We start from the raw sequence: 17,785 nt of genomic DNA, 5'->3' as shown, positions 1-17,785 counted from the left end.
CCTGCCTGCCCGACTGCAGTACGGGCCCACATCTGACCTATTTCTATGCACGGCCAACACAGTTGGTGTCGCTCAGCAGGTTCACGAGGACCTTGCCAGGGGCCACCACTTCACCGCCCGTCCGCCCGACCCGGCCGGGGCCCCGCAAAAAGCTGAGGCATGGCGGGCACTCGCGCGAGTGCCCGCCATGCCTTAGCCGACAGCGGTGCGGAGTGACCCCTGGGTCACTGACTGTTCGGGGTCTTCCCGTAGTAGGGACGGATGGTCCTGGCCAGCTTCCGCTGGATCACGCGCAGTGTCGTGATGGTCGACTCATCGTCGAGCCCCGTGGTTGTCGGCCATTCGACTCCCGACCCCATCAGGTCGCTCGCGAAAACGATCTCCACTGCGAGCAGCACACGCGCCCACTCCACCGGAGAGATCGGCTCATTCGAGGCGAGCGCGCCACGAAGCGCGAGGCACTGGTCGACCAGGTCTCGCGCATCCGTGAACCCCATGCCGACGGCAAGTTGATCACTGCATCGAGCCGGCCCGCACCACTCCAGGAGGGCGCGTCGCAGCAGGGCGATCTCACCCTCGGCGAGCAGTTCGCCCGCCGTCACCGCATCGGCAGACGTCATTCCAGTCCTTCCCAGTAGTCTTCGAGCTTGGTCGGATCCACGCGGTAGACCGACCCCGCGTCCTCAGCGTTCGGATTGTGGACCACGAAGGTCGTCCCGTCCTTTCCCAGATAGGCCTTTCGTCCGCGGCCCAGATCCTTGGTACGCGACGGGTTCTTCATGACGTCCTGGGTGAGCTTGACGAGATCGTCCACCGACATGCCGGGGAAGTCTCCCGCGTGCTTGCTCTGTGCGTGTCCCTGGGCGATGAGATCGGCTTCTTCGATCCGTACTTCGTCCGTGCACCACGCGTAATTCGAGTTGTGCACCAGGAACGGCGTGGCGCCCGCCAGCACATAGTACGTGTGGAGACCATCGACGGTGAGGTTGTACACCGTGTGGAACTCAGTCCACGAGCGCGCGCCGACGACCTTGCGCAGCGCACCGTCGGGGGTACGCAGCTGGTCGCCCGCCTTGAGGGCCGCCGCGCCCAACCAACGGCCCTGATCGGCCACCCAGAACGGGTGGCCGCCTGTGGCGGTCACCACGCCCGTGTCGTTCCCGGCCTCTCCGTCCGTGTCGATGGTGATCTGGACGAGGTTCTTCTGCCCCGTCCCGACGATCACGTCGGTGACGGTTCGCGCTTCCGTCTTTCCGGATTCGGGATCGGTGGCCAGCACCTGCTGCCCGACCTGGACGTCGCTGATCGGCTTGCGTGCTCCGCCGGCCATCAGCACGGGGGTTTCCGGAGTGAAGCTGTTGGACTTGGCCTTCACCCGGCATACGGGGCTCTTATCGAGCTTCTGCAGGGCCTGCTGACCCTTGCTGATCAGCTTCTTCGCCGTTTCGGACTCTTCAAGGAACTTGTCGATGCCCCCGACGATCCGCTTGATGGCCTTGCTGATCTCCGGCATCTTCTTGATGACCGTGAGGGCCTTACCCCAAGGAAGAGAACCGATCACGGCCCAGAAACAACTCTCGATGTTCCCTTCCGTGAAGCACTTCTTGATGTCCTCGAAGAAGAGATCGACGATGATCTCACCACCGTTCTCCATCAGGAAATCGGTGATCGTCTTGTCCGCGAGCTTCCGAGCCTTCTCGTACTCCTCGGGCGACATGCCCGATTGCTGGAGTGCCCACTTCTCCTGCGCGGACAGCTCAGGACCGCCCCCCTTGCCGTCCTGCTTGGCCGCCTCCTCTCGGCGCTTACGCTCCTGTTCGCGTTCGTACTCCTCGGCCTTCGTGGCCGCCTCGCCGGCCTCCTTGGCGTACTGGTTGGCATTCTTGGCCGCGGCCTCAGCCGACTTGGCGTGGGTTTCGGCCGACTCGGCCAGCTTGCCGGCCGCGGTGGCGTCCTCTTCCGCCTGCTTGGCCGCGCCCTGGGCGACCGTGGCCTCCTGCTCGGCCCGGCTGGCGGCGCTGTTGGCGGCGATCGCGTGCTGGTCGGCCTCGGCGGCGGCGCCCCGGGCCCGGGACGCCTCGGCTTCGGCCTGGTCGGCGGCCTGGCGGGCCGCCGCCGCGTCCTTGAAGGCCTGGTTGGCAGCCTGACGGGCCAGCTTCGCGTCGGCCTGGGCCTGGGCGTCGGCCTGGTTGGCCCGAGCCGCGGCGGCCCTGGCCTTGGCGCCATCTTCTGCCGCCTGCGCGGCGGACTTCATCGCCGCCGCGGTCGAGCGTGCCGCGTTGGCGGAGGATCGTGCCGCGTCTGCGGCCGCCTTGAAAGCGGGGGCTACTTGGGCACTGGCACGCTGTGCGGCTGCTTCGGCGGCTTCTGCGGCCTTGACGGCTTCGGTTGCCTTGGCATCGGCCGAGGTGACCTGCTCCTGACCGAGGTCCTGGGCGGCTGCGGCCACCGCTGCGGCGAAGTCGGCGTCGATGTCCTTGCCGGAGAACGGCGCGGTCAGCTCGATCGCGGTGTTGGCCGGGTCGGCGATACCGGCCGCGGTGGTGCGGGCGGCGTTGGAGGCCTGGACGGCGATGCCGGACTGGAGCCGGGCCATCGCGGCCTCGCGGACCGCGCCTTCCGCCTCGTCCTTGGTGCGGTTGGCCGCTTGGAGCGCGTTGTTGGCCTCGGCGGCGGCCAGCCCCGCCAGCCGGGCGGCCTCGTGCGCGGCGACGCCGGCGCGGGCCTCCTGAGCGGTGGCCTCGGCGGCCTGGGTGTTGGCGCGCAGCGCGGCCGCGTGGGTGGCCGCTGCCTCGGCCTCAGCCTTGTTGGCAGCGGCGTTGGCAGCAGCAGCGGCAGCCTCAGCCTTGTTCGCGGCGGCGTTGGCGCGCGCCGCGTGCGCGGTGGCCTCGGCTGCTGCGGCTCGCGCCCGAGCAGCGGCTCCCGCGGCCTCGGTGGCCGCCGACCGGGCTCGTACCGCCGCACCACTTGCCGTATCGGCGGCGCCGCGGGCCTGGCCGGCCGCCGTCTTGGCGGTGTTGGCGTCCTCCCGTGCCGAGTCCGCAGCCGCTCGGGCCGTACCCGCGTCCACGGTGCCTCGGCCCGAGGCCGCGATCGCCTCAGCGGCCCGTGCCCGGGATTCCTTCGCCTGGTGTTCCTGCTCGGCCTTGAACGCCTTGGCGCGGGCGTTGCGCGCGTTGGTCTCCTCGCCGCGGGCCGCTTCGTCGGCCTTCGCCGCGATGCCCTCCTGCTCGGCGGCGTGCGCACGCGCTCCCGCCGCCGTGGCCGCGGCCGCCTGCGCATCCGCGCGAGCCGCCGACGCGGTGCGCGCCTCGGCCTCCGCGCGGGCCCGGGCAGCGGCCGCGATGTCGCGTTCCTTCTCGGCGCGGACCCGCGCCGCCGCCGCCAGGTTGCGCTCGCGCTCGGCGATGGCGCGCTGCTCGGCCGCGATCTTCGCCTGGCGCTGCGCCTCGACGCGGGCCTCGCGGGTCTTCTTGGCGTGCTCCCAGGCCTCCTTCTCGGCCTTCTCGGCCGCGATACGGGCGGTCTTGGCACGGGCTGCCGCATCGGCTGCGATCTTGGCCTGCTTGGCAGCGGCGTCGGCCAGCGAAGCGGCGGCCTGGGCGTGCTGCTCGGCGTTGGCGCGCCACTGCTTGGCCTGCTGCTCGTGCAGCTCGGCCTGGTTCTTGGCGTTGAGGCCCTTGGCGTCGGCCTCGGTCGCGTCGATGGCGTGCTGCGCGGTCTGGCTCGCCTTGACGGCCGCGTCCGCGGCCGAGGCGATGCCCGCGGCGACGTCGGACCACTGCGTGCCGTACGTCAGACCGGTCTCGACGAGAACGTCCGCCTGGACCTTCGCCTGCCCGGCCGCGATCTGGGCCGCCTTGGCCGCGCCGGAGGCGATGGTGACCTGGCGGGCGGCCTCGGCCTTGACGCTGTCGTAGGAGGAGAGGGTCTTGCCCGCGCGGTCGGCGGAGAGCATGCGGTCCGCCTGGCGCGCCTGGCCGGCCGCGGAAGTCATCGCGTTGGACGCTTCCTTGAGGGCCTTGACCGCGTTGCCGTGGGCGGCGATGAGCTTGGTGCGGGCCTCGGCGGCGCGGGCGGCCTTCTCGGCCAGCTCACGGAGCTTGTCCGCGGCCTCCTGAGCCTCCTTGAGCGCCTTCTCGTGGGCAGCCCGGTCATCCGCGTCCTTCTGGGACGCGATCTGGTAGCCCTTTTCCAGGAACTCGGCGATGACCTTGTCGTCGTTCGTGGCCAGGGCGGCCGCGGCGGCCTTCTTGACCTCGGGACCGCCGGAGGCGACCAGCATCTCGACGCGCTTGCGCAGCTCCGCCGCGCGCTCCTTGGCGCTCTGGTCGTTCTTCTTGTCCTGCGCGCGGGCGATGTCCGCGCCGAACGCAAGGAAGTCGGCACGGGCCTTGGCGTCGGACTTCAGGACCCGCTCGACCTCGGCGTTGAACACCGGGCCGCCGGTGCCGCGCATCGCCTCGATCTGCTGGCGGTTCTTGACGTCGGTGCCGTCGCGCTTGTCCTTGGCGCGCTGGCGCGCCTCGGCCTCGCCGTGCTCCAGGAACTCCTTGATCGCGTTCGGGTCGCTGCTCTCCAGCGCCTTCTTCGCCGCCTCGCGGACTTCGTCTTCCTCGTCGAACTCGGCGTAGTCCTCGACGAGTTGGCGGTCGCGCTCGGCGCTGACCTTGTCCAGCTCGGAGCGCGGGGCGGGCGGCGGTGTGGCGGCGGCCTTCGGCAGGGACGCGGCCGCACGGTCCAGCGCCGCCAGGGTGTTGGTGTACGACGCCTGCTCGGCGCGGGCGGTCGTGGCGGCGGTGGCTTCGGCGGTCGAGCCGCCCAGGATCGCCAGCACCAGCGTCGCGGACAAGGCCCCCGACGCCGCGGTCGCACGACCGCGTATTCTTCCGGCCCTCGGCCGGAATCTACCCATCACGGGATGAATCCCCCTCAACTAAGAAAACAGAAAACACCCCCTGCCCCCAGGCGTCACCGCACTGAGGGTCAGGGAGAACAGAAAACGCGCAGCGGACCGAGGACACGCGCGGGAAGCAGGCGAAGCGCGCGCCGAGACGGGAAACCGCTGAGCGCGTGGCGCCCCCGGGTGCCGGCCGGTTGGTCACACCGGCCGGCACCCGGGTCGGACCCACGGATCAGCCCTTGACGCGGCTCTCCGCGTCCCGGGCACGCTCGAACATGTCCTTCCAGAAGCCGGCCGACGCGGTCGCCTGCGCCTGCTCCTCGGCCCAGGACGTCCGGTTGGCCTCGGCGGGATCACCAATGCCCTTCCAGAGGCCGTTCGCGGACTCCTTGGCGGCCTCGGCGATGCTCCGCCAGTTCTCCGCCTGCGCGGCCGCGGCGTCCTGCTCCGCCAGCCACGCCTTCTGCGCGGAACCGGCGTGCTCGGACACCGCCTTCCAGGCGGCTTCCGCCTCGGCGCGGGCCTTCGCGGCGTCGGCGGCGCCCTTGACCGCCTCTTCGGCGGCCGCCGCCTTCGCGATCAGCTGGGAGAGCGCGGCGCGCCGGGCCGTCTCGGCGTCCGACACGTGCAGCCGGTACGCCTCCAGGTCCAGGAAACCCCCGGTGGCCCAGCCGTACCCGTAGAACTCGGCGATGTCGGCGTCGGTGGCACCCGGCCGCAGCGCCCACTGCGCCGCCACCCGCACCTGCTCGCCCGGGGCGTGCTGGGCGAGCACGACGACGAACTCCCGGTCCGCGGCCGCGACCTGCTGGCCATGCTCGACGTCGGCCGCACGGCTTTCGCGATCACGCTTCTGGGCCTGCGCGTAACCGGACTTCACGAAGGCGGCACGGTCGGCGTCGGAGCCCTTGAGCGCCTTTTCGGCAGCCGCGCGCACCGCCGGGGAGAACTGCGCGGTGTGCGTGGCCACGACCCGCTCGCAGAAACTCCGGTTCTGCGAGCGCGACTCCTTCAGGCGCTGCTTGGCGTACGCGTAACCGCCGCCGGGCGCCATCCATTCGGCGATCGCCTCATCGCCCCGGGCGCTGCGCAGCGCGTTCCACGCGGAGACGCGCAGCTCGGCGGGCAGCTTCGAGACGGCGATCGAGTGCACGTAGTCACGCGCGCTCTGCGCGGCGGTGGCCTTGAGCGCCCCCGCCGGGTCGGCCGACTGCTCAGCCGCGGCCGCGGTCAGGGGCGCCGCGGCCCACGCCGGTGCCACCCCCGCCGTCAGGACTCCCCCGCCGGTCAGCAAGGCGACCGCCGTGGCCTGGGCGACCCACCACTGACGTCTCACTGGCGGCCTCACTTGGTCTTGACCGGCTTGATCTGCCACAGCTGGGCGTCGGACTGGTTGCAGTACCACGACTGGGCCTTGACGCCGTTCTCCGCCTTGGCGCTGATGATGTCCAGGCAGCGGTCCGCGGTGTGCGTGGGACGCACCTGGAAGAGCTTCCTCGCCGGGTCGACGAGCACGATCTGCCAGCGCATCTGCGCGCCGCCGCCGCACGTCCACTGCTGGACGGCGGAACCGGCCTTGGTACCGCTGTTCTCGACTTCGAGGCACTTGTTGCCGGTGACGGTCCGCAGCTCGTACGAGGCGCCTCCCTTCGGGACCATGCGCCAGTGCTGGGCGACGGTGTCCGGGCTGCAGGTCCACTGCTGGGCGGGCAGGCCGTCCTTGATCGCGCCATTGTCGATTTCCAGGCACTTGCCGCTGGAGGCGACCTGGAGCTGGACGACCGTCTCGGGCAGCTTGGCCCGCGCTGCCGCCTCTTCGGCGCTCGCACGCGCGGTGTTGGCCGCTTCCCTGGCGGCCTTGGCCGCGTCTTCGGACGCGTCGGCGTGGACGTTTGTCGCGGTGCCGGCCAGGGCGGCGACGCTGGCGGTCAGGGCCAGCGCGGCACGGATGATCCGGGACATGGGGTGTTCGGTTTCCTCTCGAAGGTGGGGGGTGCTCAGGCCCGGACGAAAGCCGGTGCCGGGTCCGGTGCGAGGACCGGTTTTCAGGCCTTGACGGGCTTGATCTGCCACTGCTGGGCCGTGCTGCCGTTGCAGTACCACAGCTGGGCGTTGGCGCCGTCGGTCGTGGCGCCGCTCTTGATGTCGAGACAGCGGGCCGCGGTGGCGTGCGCGGGGCGCAGCTCGTAGCGGTCGTTGACGACGTCCACGAGGAAGGGGCGCCAGCGCATGTTGGCGCCGCCGCTGCACCACCACTGCTGGATGTTGGAACCGCCGGCGGTGCCGCTGTTCTCCACTTCGAGGCACTTGCCGCTGTGCGCGGGCCGCAGCTCGAGCGTGCCGTCGCCGACCGGGGCCATCTCGAAGAGCTGGTTGTCGGCGCCGTCGGCGCAGGTGCTCTGCACCGCGTTGGCGCCGTTGCGCAGGCTGGCCTTGTCGATGGTCAGGCACTTTCCGCTGTGCGCCGCCTGCAACTGCACGGTGGCCACCTCGGCGGCGGCATGGTTCGTGGTGGTGTCGTCCGCGTGGACCGCGGTGACGGTGCCCGCCAGGGCGGCAAGGCCCGCGGAGGCGGCCAGCGCGGCTCGGATGATCCGGGACATCGGGTGTTCCGTTCTGTTCAGGTCTACGAAGGGAGGGAGCCGGTCGGGCCGGATCAGGGCGCGAGCGGGTTGGCCAGCTTCCAGCTGGCGTCCTGGGCGAAGTCCTTGCCGCCGTCGAAGCGGTTCTTGCCGTCCTTGTCGGCCGCGTAGACATCACCCGCGAAGTGCCGCAGCCAGCGGCCCGGCTGGCTCACCGACTCGAACGACTTGCCCGAGCCGGACAGGCCCGTACGGGCGCACCAGGTGGCCGCCTTGGCCGAGCCGTCGCTTCCGTCGTGCGCGGCCGCGACGACCCGCTGGCCCTTCAGCGTCAGGTAGGAGCCGCGGTCGCGGGCCGACTCGAAGGAGTAGCAGTCGGCCTTCTTGGCGAGGGAGGGCACCACGACCCAGGTGGCGTCCTCACGGTCGGCCTGCTTGCCCTTGGCGGAGGCGGGCGAGAGGAAGGCCTCGCCTGCGTCCACCTTCGACTGCCGGACGAAGAAGCCGCCCGGCTTGCCGGTGGCGGGCTGGAGCGACTGGCGCATCACGCGGTACTGGTTCTCCTCCTTGAGGAAGTCGACGACCTCCTCGTCCGTGCCGGTCAGCGCCTTGTTGGCCTTGGCCACGAACCAGGGGTTGACCCCGGTCTTCGCCAGAGCGGCCGTGATCTGCTTCAGGCGCAGCTTGTTGGCCTCGGCGATCTGCTTGCGCCGGTTCTCCGCGTCGGTCTTGTACGCCTTCTCCGCGCCGGTGTGAATGAACTCGCGCCAGTCGGCCGCATTCAGGCTCAGCACCGCCTTCTGGGCGGCGGCGTAGAGCTCGGGGCCATTGGCGGCGACGGCCTGGCGCAGCAGCTCGCGGATGAAGTTGTCGTCACCGCTGAGGCCGAGCATCGCCTCGGAGGGCGTGAGGTTGAACAGCGACGCCGTGTTCTTACGGGCGGCCAGCTCCTGCTGGCGCTGCGCCTCCTCGCGGTTCTTCTCCTCCAGTTCCTTGAGCTCGGCCGCCACGTCGCGCTGGTGGGCCTCGCGGGCACCGTTGGTGATGAACTCGCGCCAGGTGGCCGCGTCACCGGCGAGCGCCGCTGCCGCCGCGGCCTTGACCTGCGGACCGGAGGCGGCGTGCTTCATGATGGCGCGGACGAAGTTGTCGTCGCTCAGCGCCAGCAGGTCGGGACTGTTGGGGATGCCCACCGCGATCAGCGCCTGCGACTTGGCGAGCCGGTCGGCGCGGGCAGCGGCCTCGCGCTCCTGCTCACGCTTCTTGTCGGTCGCGTACGCCTCGTGGATACCGCTGGTGATGAACCGTACGTGGGTCTCCGCGTCGGGGCTGAGCATGGCCTCCTCGGCCGCCATCCGCACCGCTTCGTACTTCTCGCCGCCCTCGCGGGCCTTGCGCCACAGCTCCTGGATGAAGTCCAGGTCACTGCGCTGGAGCACGTCCCAGGTGGCGTCGAGACCGACGACAGCCGCTGCCTCCACGCGCTGCTTCTCGTCGGTGCCGATGGCGGCGGCCGCGGCCACGGCCTGCGCGGGCCTGGCGGCGGCGATGCCCGGCGCGGCCACACCGGCCACGGCGGCCAGAGCGGTGGTGGTGACGACGCCGCGGGTGATGACCCTGCGCATGCGCGCAGAAGTGATGTCTTGCTTGTCCATGCTGGTTTGACTAACCCTCTTCATCCCGTAATGCCCCCGTAAATAAAGGGGAGATGAAGGCGAAGTCTTGAAGAGTCACCCGATAAGAGTCAAACCGGACTAGTAGGATATGATCTTGTCCAGCACACCCAAATGTCGATTTGCTTTTGCAATTCTATGGTGCGGGGATGGCTTGTTCTTTACCCTCAGGGTGGAGGGGTCGGGTGCCGGCCGGCCTCCGACTGTCGGCGCAGATACCGTGCACGCCGCCCGGGCGACGGCGCCCGCGTGCCCTGTCTCGGGCATGGCGCGCCTTTCCCTGGACGGCTGGTATGCCGTCCTCGCAGTACTCCCCGTCGGGTTCGCATACCTACGCCACCAGGCCGGAAGACCACCCGCGACGAGTTGGGAGACACGGCCCAGCGGGCATCCTCGGCGCGCAATGGTGCGGCAAGCCCTGTCGCGCGGCACGGCTGCTGACGACCCCCGGTCAGCTCCGCTCGCCACGGCTGTGCGACTCTGACGTGCCGGGGTCCGGTGGACATGATCCGCGCATCCGCACGGACCGTGGTCGTGACGGAACACCAGGCCCCGGCACCTGTTGCCATGACAGCGGCACCGCCTGGCCCCACGGCCGGGGGGCAGTAGTTGAAGCACTCCCCTCTCACTGCGCCAGTGGAGCGGGTCGTAGACGTTGATGCTGCGCCGGGTCGGCTGGCACGGCTGGAAGTTCAGGGCGAAGGCCAGCTGTGGTGTGACGAGGGCGACACCGGCCCACGGCTCACCCGCGGGCTGGACCGGCGGCCGCAGCACGAGCACGTCCTGGCCCCCGGCACGCGTTGCCAGGGGGCCAAGGTGCGTGGAGTGAGCGTCAGCGCTCCGGCGTATCACTGCCATAGGAACGGCGCACCGCGTCGGCCGCCTTGTCGGTCTGCGCGTCGTACTTGTCGCCCGTACGCTCATCGACCAGCCGCTCGGCGCCCGCGACACCCTTGTCGGCCTGGTCAGGGTGGCCCTTGGCCATCTCCTTGGCCTTGTCCGCCATGTCACCCAGCTTGCCCATGAGTACCTCCCACGAATAGCGCGTGCGTCGTACACAGCTGCGCGTACCCGCCATATTCGCTCTTACGCTGGTCCCCCTGGACCTCCGGGACGCGGGGTGCCGCGGATTCCCTGGAGGGCCTCTTCTTCCCTGCGGCAGCTGCCGATCCCGTCACCTCCGGGAGCGCCGGCACCTGCACCGGGGCGCCAGCCGCTGGGCGCCCGCCCACAGCGGCATGTGGGCCAGCATGCCCGCGTACGTACATGGGCATCTCGGGTCCCACCGGGATTTGCGGGCGTGCTACCGCGATCCAGACCGGGATGAACGGGCGTTGGAGCGCGGCGGCCGAACACCGGCTCCAGCGTCAGAGCCGGAGACCCGCGCCAGGTCCTCCGGATCGATCTCCATCCCTTGAGCCTCCAGCCCGCGCACCACGCGGCCTTCACGCCTCCACAGGATTCTGATCGTTCTGATCCTGCGCCTGCGCCCAGGTGGCCGCCCATTCGTCGAGCGGTCGGAGGGCGTGACCGAGTTCTGTTCCCAGCTCGGTGAGCTCGTAGCCATCGGCTGAGGGAGCGATGATTCCGCTTGACGTGAGTTCGCGAAGCCGCTGGTAGAGAACACTGGATGACAGACCTGCGCACCGCGACAGCAGCGCACGCGCACCGAGCGGACCCGCACGCAGCTCCCAGAGAATTCGCAGCGCCCACCGACGCCCGAAGAGATCCATCGCGGCCATGATCGGACGGCCGGTAGTCGATCCACGAACCGGTGTCCCTGGGCGCGGTGTTGGCATGATCCTCCTCCTTGTGTTGCGTTATTCGAAACGCTAGCATCCATCCGTGTTTCTCATTTCGAAACAACCTCTACGGGAGCGCCGATGTCGCGCATAGCCCTGCTGGAGCCGCCGTACACCGACCAGGCAGGCGCGCTGCTCGCGCGCATGATGCCCGGGGACGCGCCGCCGATCGGACTGTTCCGGATGTTCGCCAGAAACCTTCCGATGGCCGGCGCCATGCACGCATGGGGGCGCTATGAGCTGGGCCGACAGCTGACCCTGACCATGAGGGAACGCGAGATCGCCATCACCCGGACATGTGTGCTGTGCGGCTGCGAGTACGAGTGGGGCGTGCACATGATGATGTTCGCCGAACGGGTCGGACTCACCCGCGAGCAGGCGGCATCCCTGATGCACGGCAGTCCCTCTGACGAGTGCTGGACGTCCGAGCGGGAACGGCTGCTCATCCTCGCCGTCGACACGCTGCACGAGCGTTCCGACATCGATGACGCGCTGTGGACGCGGCTCGTGCCGGTCTTCGACGAGCTCCAGCTGCTCGATCTGCTTCTGTTGTGCGGGTGGTACCACGCCGTCAGCTTCGCCGCGCGCGCCACGCGCGTGCCGCACGAGCCCGGTGCGCCTCGCTTCGCCGACTTCCTCCCCATCACCACCGGGACCAACCGATGAGCACCACCCCGGAGCACTCCGAGGCGCGGCTGCTGGTCCCTTCCAAGCCCGCCGACCCTGATCTGAACGGAGGCCGTCATGCATAAGCTGGTGGTCCTGTATCCCAAGCCCGCGGACCCTGACCACTTCCGCGACTACTACGTGACCACCCACCTTCCGCTGGTCACGAAGATGCCCGGCCTGCTTGCGTGCCGCTACAGCTTCGACGTGGCTGCCAAGGGAGAAGCGCTGTATTTCGCGGTCTTCGAAGGCGACTTCGCTGACGCCGCCGCCCTGGCCGCTGCGCGGGCGTCGCCGCAAGGCCAGCGGGCGGCCGCCGATGTCGTCAACTACGCCACCGGCGGTGTGGTCGTCATCGACTATCCGGTGCGGGACGGCGCCGGCTGAGGCAGGCAGGTACGCTCCGGGACGCGCCCGGTAGGCCATTGCGGCCAGGTCCGGCTGCCGGCGGACGCCGTTCGCGGTTCCCGGTTCGTTGACGCTGACGGGCGACCTGGCATCTTCTCGTCCAGTGTCCACCCCGGTGCCTGGTCGACGACTTCGCGTGGATGGACCGGTTGCACCAGGAGCTGCGTGTTGCGGGCCACGGCCCGGACCACGGCTACATGCTTGACACCCTGAGGCTGATCGTATGCCGGGACAGCACGAGGCTGGGACGTACGTACGTCGGCGACCGGGGCGAACGTCACTGCTGGCCGCCTCGGACCCGGAGACTGGCAGAAACGGTTGTTGGAAGCCCTCGCTTGGCAGGGAACAACCCGCAGGGACAGGCCTGTCTCAGTCCACCGGGGCGCAGCCGCACCGGCTTCGTCAGGGTGGGGCGAGCGACCTCAGGCATTGCTGTGCAAGCGCACGGCGACCAGCTGGGACGCGGGGGTGATACCCACACCACCGAGAGGTCTTTCGTCGCTTTTCATACCGTTTCCTCGCGCCCAGTCGGACCCCAGGTGCCTGAGCTGCTTCTGGCTCCGCTGATCGACCAAAACCCAGTCGCGGCCGTATCTGAGCGGTGGGACGAAGCCGTGGAGGGCGTCTGCCCACAGTGCGTCGAGGAAATCACTTACCGTCTGCGTGCTGAAGAGCGTGCAGCGGAACACATCCCCCGCGGCCCCTGTGATGGGGCTGATGTCGACGGTCAGCGTGCGCTCGGCGAGTGCCTGTTCGGCCGTGGCCATCGCCTCCTCCAGCACGTCGGAAACCTCTGAAGGGCTGGCCAGAGCAGTCGGCAGCACAGCCCGTAGCGTGTCGTTGACTACCGCCTGGATGGTCTCGGGATCCTGTACAGACCGTCGGCGCATGCCATCCACGTAGGTGCTGATCGGGACGTGTTCGGGGAAGTCTCCGGGCGCGTAGAGCACCTCCGGCCGCTGCCACAGGATGACGAAGAACAGGGTGGAGACCAGGACGGGAAACGATACGGCGAACACTGCGAGCAGTCCTTGTACCCAGCCGCTTGACTGAGCAGCAGCGATACCTACCGTAGTTTCCGAAAGCCCCAGGAACAACGCGATGATCCACAGGGGGTTGAGGACTCGCGGCGCAATCCCCGGCGGCAGTTCACTGGCCATCACACCAGAGTGGCAGGCCGGTACGACCGAGGGGGCCGCTATGGTGAACATGAAGCGATCGGGGCGCCCGCAGCGCGGCTTGGACGCTGTGCACGGGCGCTTGACTGCCCCCAGCACACCCCTGAGCCGAGAACCCGGCGGGGTGTGGGAGCCGGAACGCTCCGGCCCCCACACTGCCGCGCCTACTCGTGCCTGTTGGCCCTCCCGCCCCCCTGGCCACCGCGGTCCGGCTCCCCCGCTCCCCCGTCGTGGCCGTGCAACGCGACCGCGGGGGCCGCGTTCACCGCGCCGGGGCGCACCGGGACGGGCTCGGCGGCCGACGCGTGGTCACGGTGCTGCGGAGTCGGCCGTACGGGCTCGGCGTTCACGCGGTTGTGCCGCGCCGCCCAGTTCTCCAAGGTGATCTGGCACGCGTGGTCGAGATGGCGCACACCGGTCAGGTCCAGTTCGACGGGCCGCCCCTCCGGCAGTGCCTCCAAGGCCTCCAGGATGCGCGGCAGCCGCAGGAACGTGGCGCTGCCCACGAGTCGCACCACCAGCCGCCCGCCGGTCAGTTCGCGCACCTCGACCTGGACGTGCGACGTTTCCCAGGCGGACTTGGCCACGGCCAGGACCAGGCCCAGCAGCACGCCGTCGAACATGTTGGTCAGCACGATCGCGGCGGCGGTGACCCCCAGGACGATGGCCTCGCCTCGGTGGGCGCGCCAGAGCGGAGCGATGTCCTTGACCGGGATGAGCTTGCAGCCCGCGTGGACCAGGACCCCGGCCAGGGCAGCGAGCGGGATGACGCCGATCGCCGCGGGCAGCAGCACCGCGAAGAGCAGCAGCCACGCACCATGCAGGATGCGTGAAAGCGAGGTGCGCGCTCCCGCCTGCACGTTCGCGGAACTGCGTACGATCACCGCCGTCATGGGCAGGGCGCCGAGGATGCCGCACACCGTGTTGCCGACGCCCTGGGCCACCAGTTCCTTGTCGTAGTGCGTGCGCGGGCCGTCGTGCATACGGTCCACGGCCGCCGCGCTGAAGAGGGACTCCGCGGACGCGATGAGGGTGAAGGCGAGGACCGTACCGAGGACGGCCACGCCGCCCAGGTCGGCCAGATCCCCGAGACCGGGTGGCTGGACGGTGTCCACCAGGCCGCGCACCGTCACGTTCGCGACGTCCAGGTCCAGGGCCGCGACCACGGCGATGGCGAGCGCGACGGCCGCGAGCGGCGCCGGCACCAGCCGCACCCTGGCGGGCAGCCGGGACCACAGCACCAGCACCGCGATCGTGCCCAGGCCCACCGCGGTGGCGATCAGCGCGTCGCCGTCCCGCACCACGTCGGCGACGAGCCCGGGAAGCCCGAGGATCTTGTCGGGGCCGGAGCGGGGCTGGCTCTGCCCGGCCATGGTGTAGAGCTGGCCGAAAATGAGCACCAGGCCGATGCCCGCCAGCATTCCCTGGACGACGGAGACGGATATCGCGCGGAACCAGCGCCCGCAGCGCAGCAGGCCGAGCGTGATCTGCAGGGCCCCGGTCAGCAGCACGATGGCGCCGAGCATACTGAGCCCGAACTCCCGGACGGCTTCGAAGACGAGAACGGTCAGGCCGGCCGCGGGGCCGCTGACCTGGAGGGCGCTGCCGGGCAGGAAGCCGACGACGAGGCCGCCGACGATACCGGTGACGAGTCCGAGTTCGGCTGGGACGCCCGACGCCACGGCGACCCCCACACATAGGGGCAGGGCCACCAGGAAGACGACGAGCGAGGCGAGTACGTCCTGGCGCAGCACGCCGGGGCGACGCAACTCGCCGAAGGAGGAAGGCAGAAGGGAACGACTGGGGGGCATGGGGGAAATCCTCGGTCGGTCTGACAGGCCGGGGGGACAGATTCAGGGGTGCCGAGCGCCGTCAGTGGAGCGGCTCCGGCGACCCCGGATGTGGCACGGTTACGGGCACGGGCGCGGGAGTGTGCGCGGCGCGGCTCGCCTCGGCACGCTCAGAGGGATGCGTGACGGCACTGACGCGCGCACATGAGCACGCGGAAAAGCAGTACACGCGATGACGTCTGCGCCTGCGGACACGGGCGCGTAGCGGTCACCGGTTTGCTCGGACGGCGTGCTGCACGCCGGAAGCGCGCGGTCCGCAGGGGGAGCTCAGAGAGACCCGAAGGCGGGGCGCCCTTCGTTGCCGGTTCTCACGGCCGCGGCGCGCGCTCTGGTACCGGAGGCGTCGTAGGGCGCGGGCCGGTGAACGTGGACGGCGGGGATGGCGCCGGTGAGGACCTCGTAGTACCAGGCGTGCAGGGCAAGCGAGCCCTCGGTGAGGCGCTCGCTGACGCACGGATATCCCCGCAACGCCGCCAGGTGCGCCGCCGCATGGGGTCGTACGGACTCGGTGGCGTCTCGGGTGCCGGGGAGCGAGAGCAGCGAGGCCCCGTACGGCACCGCGCGATCCTGTCGGCCCCGCACGGCCGACAGGGCGGGGGGGACGACGTTCTCCGCCGTGCGCAGTTCGAAGAGCTCGAATGAATGGGCCTGGTCGATCAGTGACTTCATGGTGGCCTGCCTCCTGCGCCGCTGCGGCGTGGGGCCGGAGCGCGGTGTGGTCGGGTCAGAGGGTTGAGGTTCTCGGCATGTCAGTGGTCCGAGCCCAGGGCGGGTGCCCGGCTCGACCGACGTCAGCCGCACCTCCACTTTGCCTTTGCATTACCTCTCGACGATAGGGCAAATTCTTGCCAAAGAATGGTCAATAATCGCCGCTGACCTGCGGATTGGTATGCACCATCGGTTCGGGCTCCTATGGCGGACCCGCACGCCCGAATGAACTGAGCGACTGCACAAGCTTGTTGCGGGCATATTACGGCAGCGTTTCCATCAGCCTCAGTCGACGGCTTTGTGGATTTCACCCCTGGGCGCCTCCGCAGCGCATTGTTCGACTTCCGCCTGGCCGACACACCATTCCCGCAAGTGTCAGTGAAGTCGTGCACTGCGCGTCGGCCGGGCGGCACCGCAGCGGCGTCATGGTGGCCCACTCCCCACACCTGCGCCGGCCTTGGCGGCGATCGGAGTGAACCACCATCACACTCGGAACATGCACCGCGCCTCCGCCGGGCGCAGTCACCGAAACCATGCACGAACAGAGCGATCCCCATGACCGGTTGCCTCGTCCGCCCGGCGGAAGGTCACGCCGCCCCACCCCGCACGCGAGGGCGGGACGGCCTCCCGCTATCGCGGTGCCATGGCTTTGATCCAGTCCTCGACGGTGACCACATCCGCCCACTGCGGGAACAGTTTTTCGATGAGCATCCGGTGCACCTCGGGGTCGGTGTCGAGGCAGGCGTCCGCCAGGACGGTGAGGCCGAAGTCCAGGTCGATGGCGTGCCACAGGGTGGACAGCACTACAGCGCTGGTGGCGATGCCGGTGAGAACAAGGCTGTCGATATCGCGAGCCCTGAGCACCAAGTCGAGGTCGCTGCCCGAGAACGCGCTCCCCCGCCTCTTGGTGACCACTACATCGCCCTGCTGCGGAGCAACGGCCTCATGAATCTCGGTGCCGGGGGCGCCTTCGGTGAACAATCCGGCCCGCACGACGTTTGCCATCACCCGGCTGCGGGGGCTGACTTCCGGATCACCGGGCCGTAACCCCATCACCACGTAGATCACGGTGATGCCGGCAGCCCGGGCACTGTCGATCGCTCCACGCAAGCGAGACAGATATCCGGAACCGTCATCGGCGATGGCCACGACGTCCCGTTGGACGTCCATCACCAGAAGTGCGCTGTTCGCCATGCTTGCCGTCCCTTCTCCGTTACGGACAAGAGCAAGTCTGGTGGATCAGCTGAGCCGTGGTACAGGTGTTAATGATCCCCGTCAGCGTCGTGCAGCAGTGCGTCCACGCGGTTTGCAGCGGTCAGCCGCTTGGGCGGACACGGGACACGGTCGTCGATGACAGGCAGGTAACGGTCGGCCACCGGCTGGCGCATCCCGGCTATCTCCAGGGCAGGAACGGCACCAGCCGGGACGTGGACGGGTGTCACCTATGGGCTGCGCGATGACCGAACCAGTGCCTGCCATGGCGTCCCGTGTCGGGTCGAGCCAGCTCGTCCGCCTGCGCGCGGGCGGTGTCGCGTTGGTCGACGAGGTCGTCACGTTCCCGATCGATCACCGACTGGTCCCGGCGTGACTGGCGCAGGCTTCGGCGGGACGCGCTGCCGCGGCGGGCCCCGGAGAGAAGCAGGGCCAGGCCGAGGAGCGCGGCGGCGCCCACGATGATCCCGCAGAGGAAGAGAGTGCTGGTGGAGCCGGTGACGTGATAGCCGAAGACGGAGAAACTGCCCCCGAGATTGTGCCCGCTGCCGCTATTGGTGACTACACCGACCACAGCGACAACGATTGCGGCGATCAAGATGATGAGCCCGAGGAGGAGGAACATGGCGCGCTCCAGGCATCTAGTCCTCCCTCCACAGTACGCCCCCGACCTGCGAGGCCATCGCCGATGTCGGCCCGACTCTCCCCGGAAGGGCAAACCCGGCTCGCGGCCACGGTGCCGGTGCCGGCACCGGCGATCTTCGTTCAGCGTTCGCCGCTCTGCGCTGCCGTACGCGGTGCGG

The 17,785-nt window shown here is 69.7% G+C and carries 15 protein-coding genes; 2 read left to right on the top strand and 13 right to left on the bottom strand.

All coding sequences use genetic code 11. From position 1 onward, the window contains the following. Window positions 1–224: 224 nt before the first annotated feature. The 8 genes from ACZ4MU_RS09880 to ACZ4MU_RS09845 all read right to left on the bottom strand — a co-directional run bounded on the left by ACZ4MU_RS09880 (window position 225) and on the right by ACZ4MU_RS09845 (window position 10,900). A complete protein-coding gene (locus ACZ4MU_RS09880; protein WP_467873321.1) occupies window positions 225–620 on the bottom strand; it encodes a hypothetical protein in 396 nt (131 codons plus the stop codon). Then, window positions 617–4,852 (bottom strand): Hint domain-containing protein, encoded by a 4,236-nt coding sequence (locus ACZ4MU_RS09875; protein WP_467873318.1) that lies wholly within the window; start codon window positions 4,850–4,852, stop codon window positions 617–619. Before ACZ4MU_RS09875 ends, ACZ4MU_RS09880 begins: the two co-directional genes overlap by 4 nt. A gap of 283 nt (window positions 4,853–5,135) precedes the next feature. Then, window positions 5,136–6,239, bottom strand: coding sequence for a hypothetical protein (locus ACZ4MU_RS09870; RefSeq protein WP_467873314.1), 1,104 nt, complete (start codon window positions 6,237–6,239; stop codon window positions 5,136–5,138). 8 nt (window positions 6,240–6,247) lie between these two features. Next, entirely contained in the window at window positions 6,248–6,865 is a 618-nt protein-coding gene (locus ACZ4MU_RS09865; RefSeq protein WP_467873311.1) for an RICIN domain-containing protein, read from the bottom strand. 83 nt (window positions 6,866–6,948) lie between these two features. Continuing rightward, window positions 6,949–7,506, bottom strand: a complete 558-nt coding sequence (locus tag ACZ4MU_RS09860; protein WP_467873308.1) for an RICIN domain-containing protein — start codon at window positions 7,504–7,506, stop codon at window positions 6,949–6,951. A 53-nt stretch (window positions 7,507–7,559) separates the two neighbouring features. After that, a complete protein-coding gene (locus ACZ4MU_RS09855) occupies window positions 7,560–9,140 on the bottom strand; it encodes an AbfB domain-containing protein (RefSeq protein WP_467873306.1) in 1,581 nt (526 codons plus the stop codon). Window positions 9,141–9,990: 850 nt separating this feature from the next. After that, complete coding sequence (locus ACZ4MU_RS09850) at window positions 9,991–10,182, bottom strand: antitoxin (RefSeq protein WP_467873303.1); 192 nt, start codon at window positions 10,180–10,182, stop codon at window positions 9,991–9,993. 421 nt (window positions 10,183–10,603) lie between these two features. Continuing rightward, entirely contained in the window at window positions 10,604–10,900 is a 297-nt protein-coding gene (locus ACZ4MU_RS09845) for a winged helix-turn-helix transcriptional regulator (protein WP_467873301.1), read from the bottom strand. A gap of 141 nt (window positions 10,901–11,041) precedes the next feature. On the opposite strand from ACZ4MU_RS09845, the gene ACZ4MU_RS09840 reads away from it, so the two are divergent. After that, entirely contained in the window at window positions 11,042–11,626 is a 585-nt protein-coding gene (locus ACZ4MU_RS09840; RefSeq protein WP_467873299.1) for a carboxymuconolactone decarboxylase family protein, read from the top strand. Window positions 11,627–11,704: 78 nt separating this feature from the next. Further along, window positions 11,705–12,013: an EthD family reductase gene (locus ACZ4MU_RS09835; RefSeq protein ID WP_467873297.1), complete on the top strand. Its 309-nt coding sequence runs from the start codon at window positions 11,705–11,707 to the stop codon at window positions 12,011–12,013. Window positions 12,014–12,456: 443 nt separating this feature from the next. Here ACZ4MU_RS09835 and ACZ4MU_RS09830 read toward each other — a convergent pair whose 3' ends face one another. The 5 genes from ACZ4MU_RS09830 to ACZ4MU_RS09810 form a co-directional block, all read right to left on the bottom strand. Continuing rightward, a complete protein-coding gene (locus ACZ4MU_RS09830; protein ID WP_467873295.1) occupies window positions 12,457–13,194 on the bottom strand; it encodes a hypothetical protein in 738 nt (245 codons plus the stop codon). Window positions 13,195–13,376: 182 nt separating this feature from the next. After that, entirely contained in the window at window positions 13,377–15,023 is a 1,647-nt protein-coding gene (locus ACZ4MU_RS09825; protein ID WP_467873293.1) for a SulP family inorganic anion transporter, read from the bottom strand. A gap of 306 nt (window positions 15,024–15,329) precedes the next feature. Then, on the bottom strand, window positions 15,330–15,731 hold the full coding sequence (locus ACZ4MU_RS09820; protein WP_467873290.1) for a hypothetical protein: 402 nt from the start codon (window positions 15,729–15,731) through the stop codon (window positions 15,330–15,332). A 669-nt stretch (window positions 15,732–16,400) separates the two neighbouring features. Then, entirely contained in the window at window positions 16,401–16,964 is a 564-nt protein-coding gene (locus ACZ4MU_RS09815) for a cysteine hydrolase family protein (protein WP_467873287.1), read from the bottom strand. A 244-nt stretch (window positions 16,965–17,208) separates the two neighbouring features. Next, on the bottom strand, window positions 17,209–17,607 hold the full coding sequence (locus tag ACZ4MU_RS09810; protein ID WP_467873285.1) for a hypothetical protein: 399 nt from the start codon (window positions 17,605–17,607) through the stop codon (window positions 17,209–17,211). Window positions 17,608–17,785 lie beyond the last annotated feature (178 nt).

It is taken from the genome of Streptomyces sp. NPDC026377 (assembly GCF_055567715.1).
This window is presented reverse-complemented; position numbering and strand designations above follow the sequence as displayed.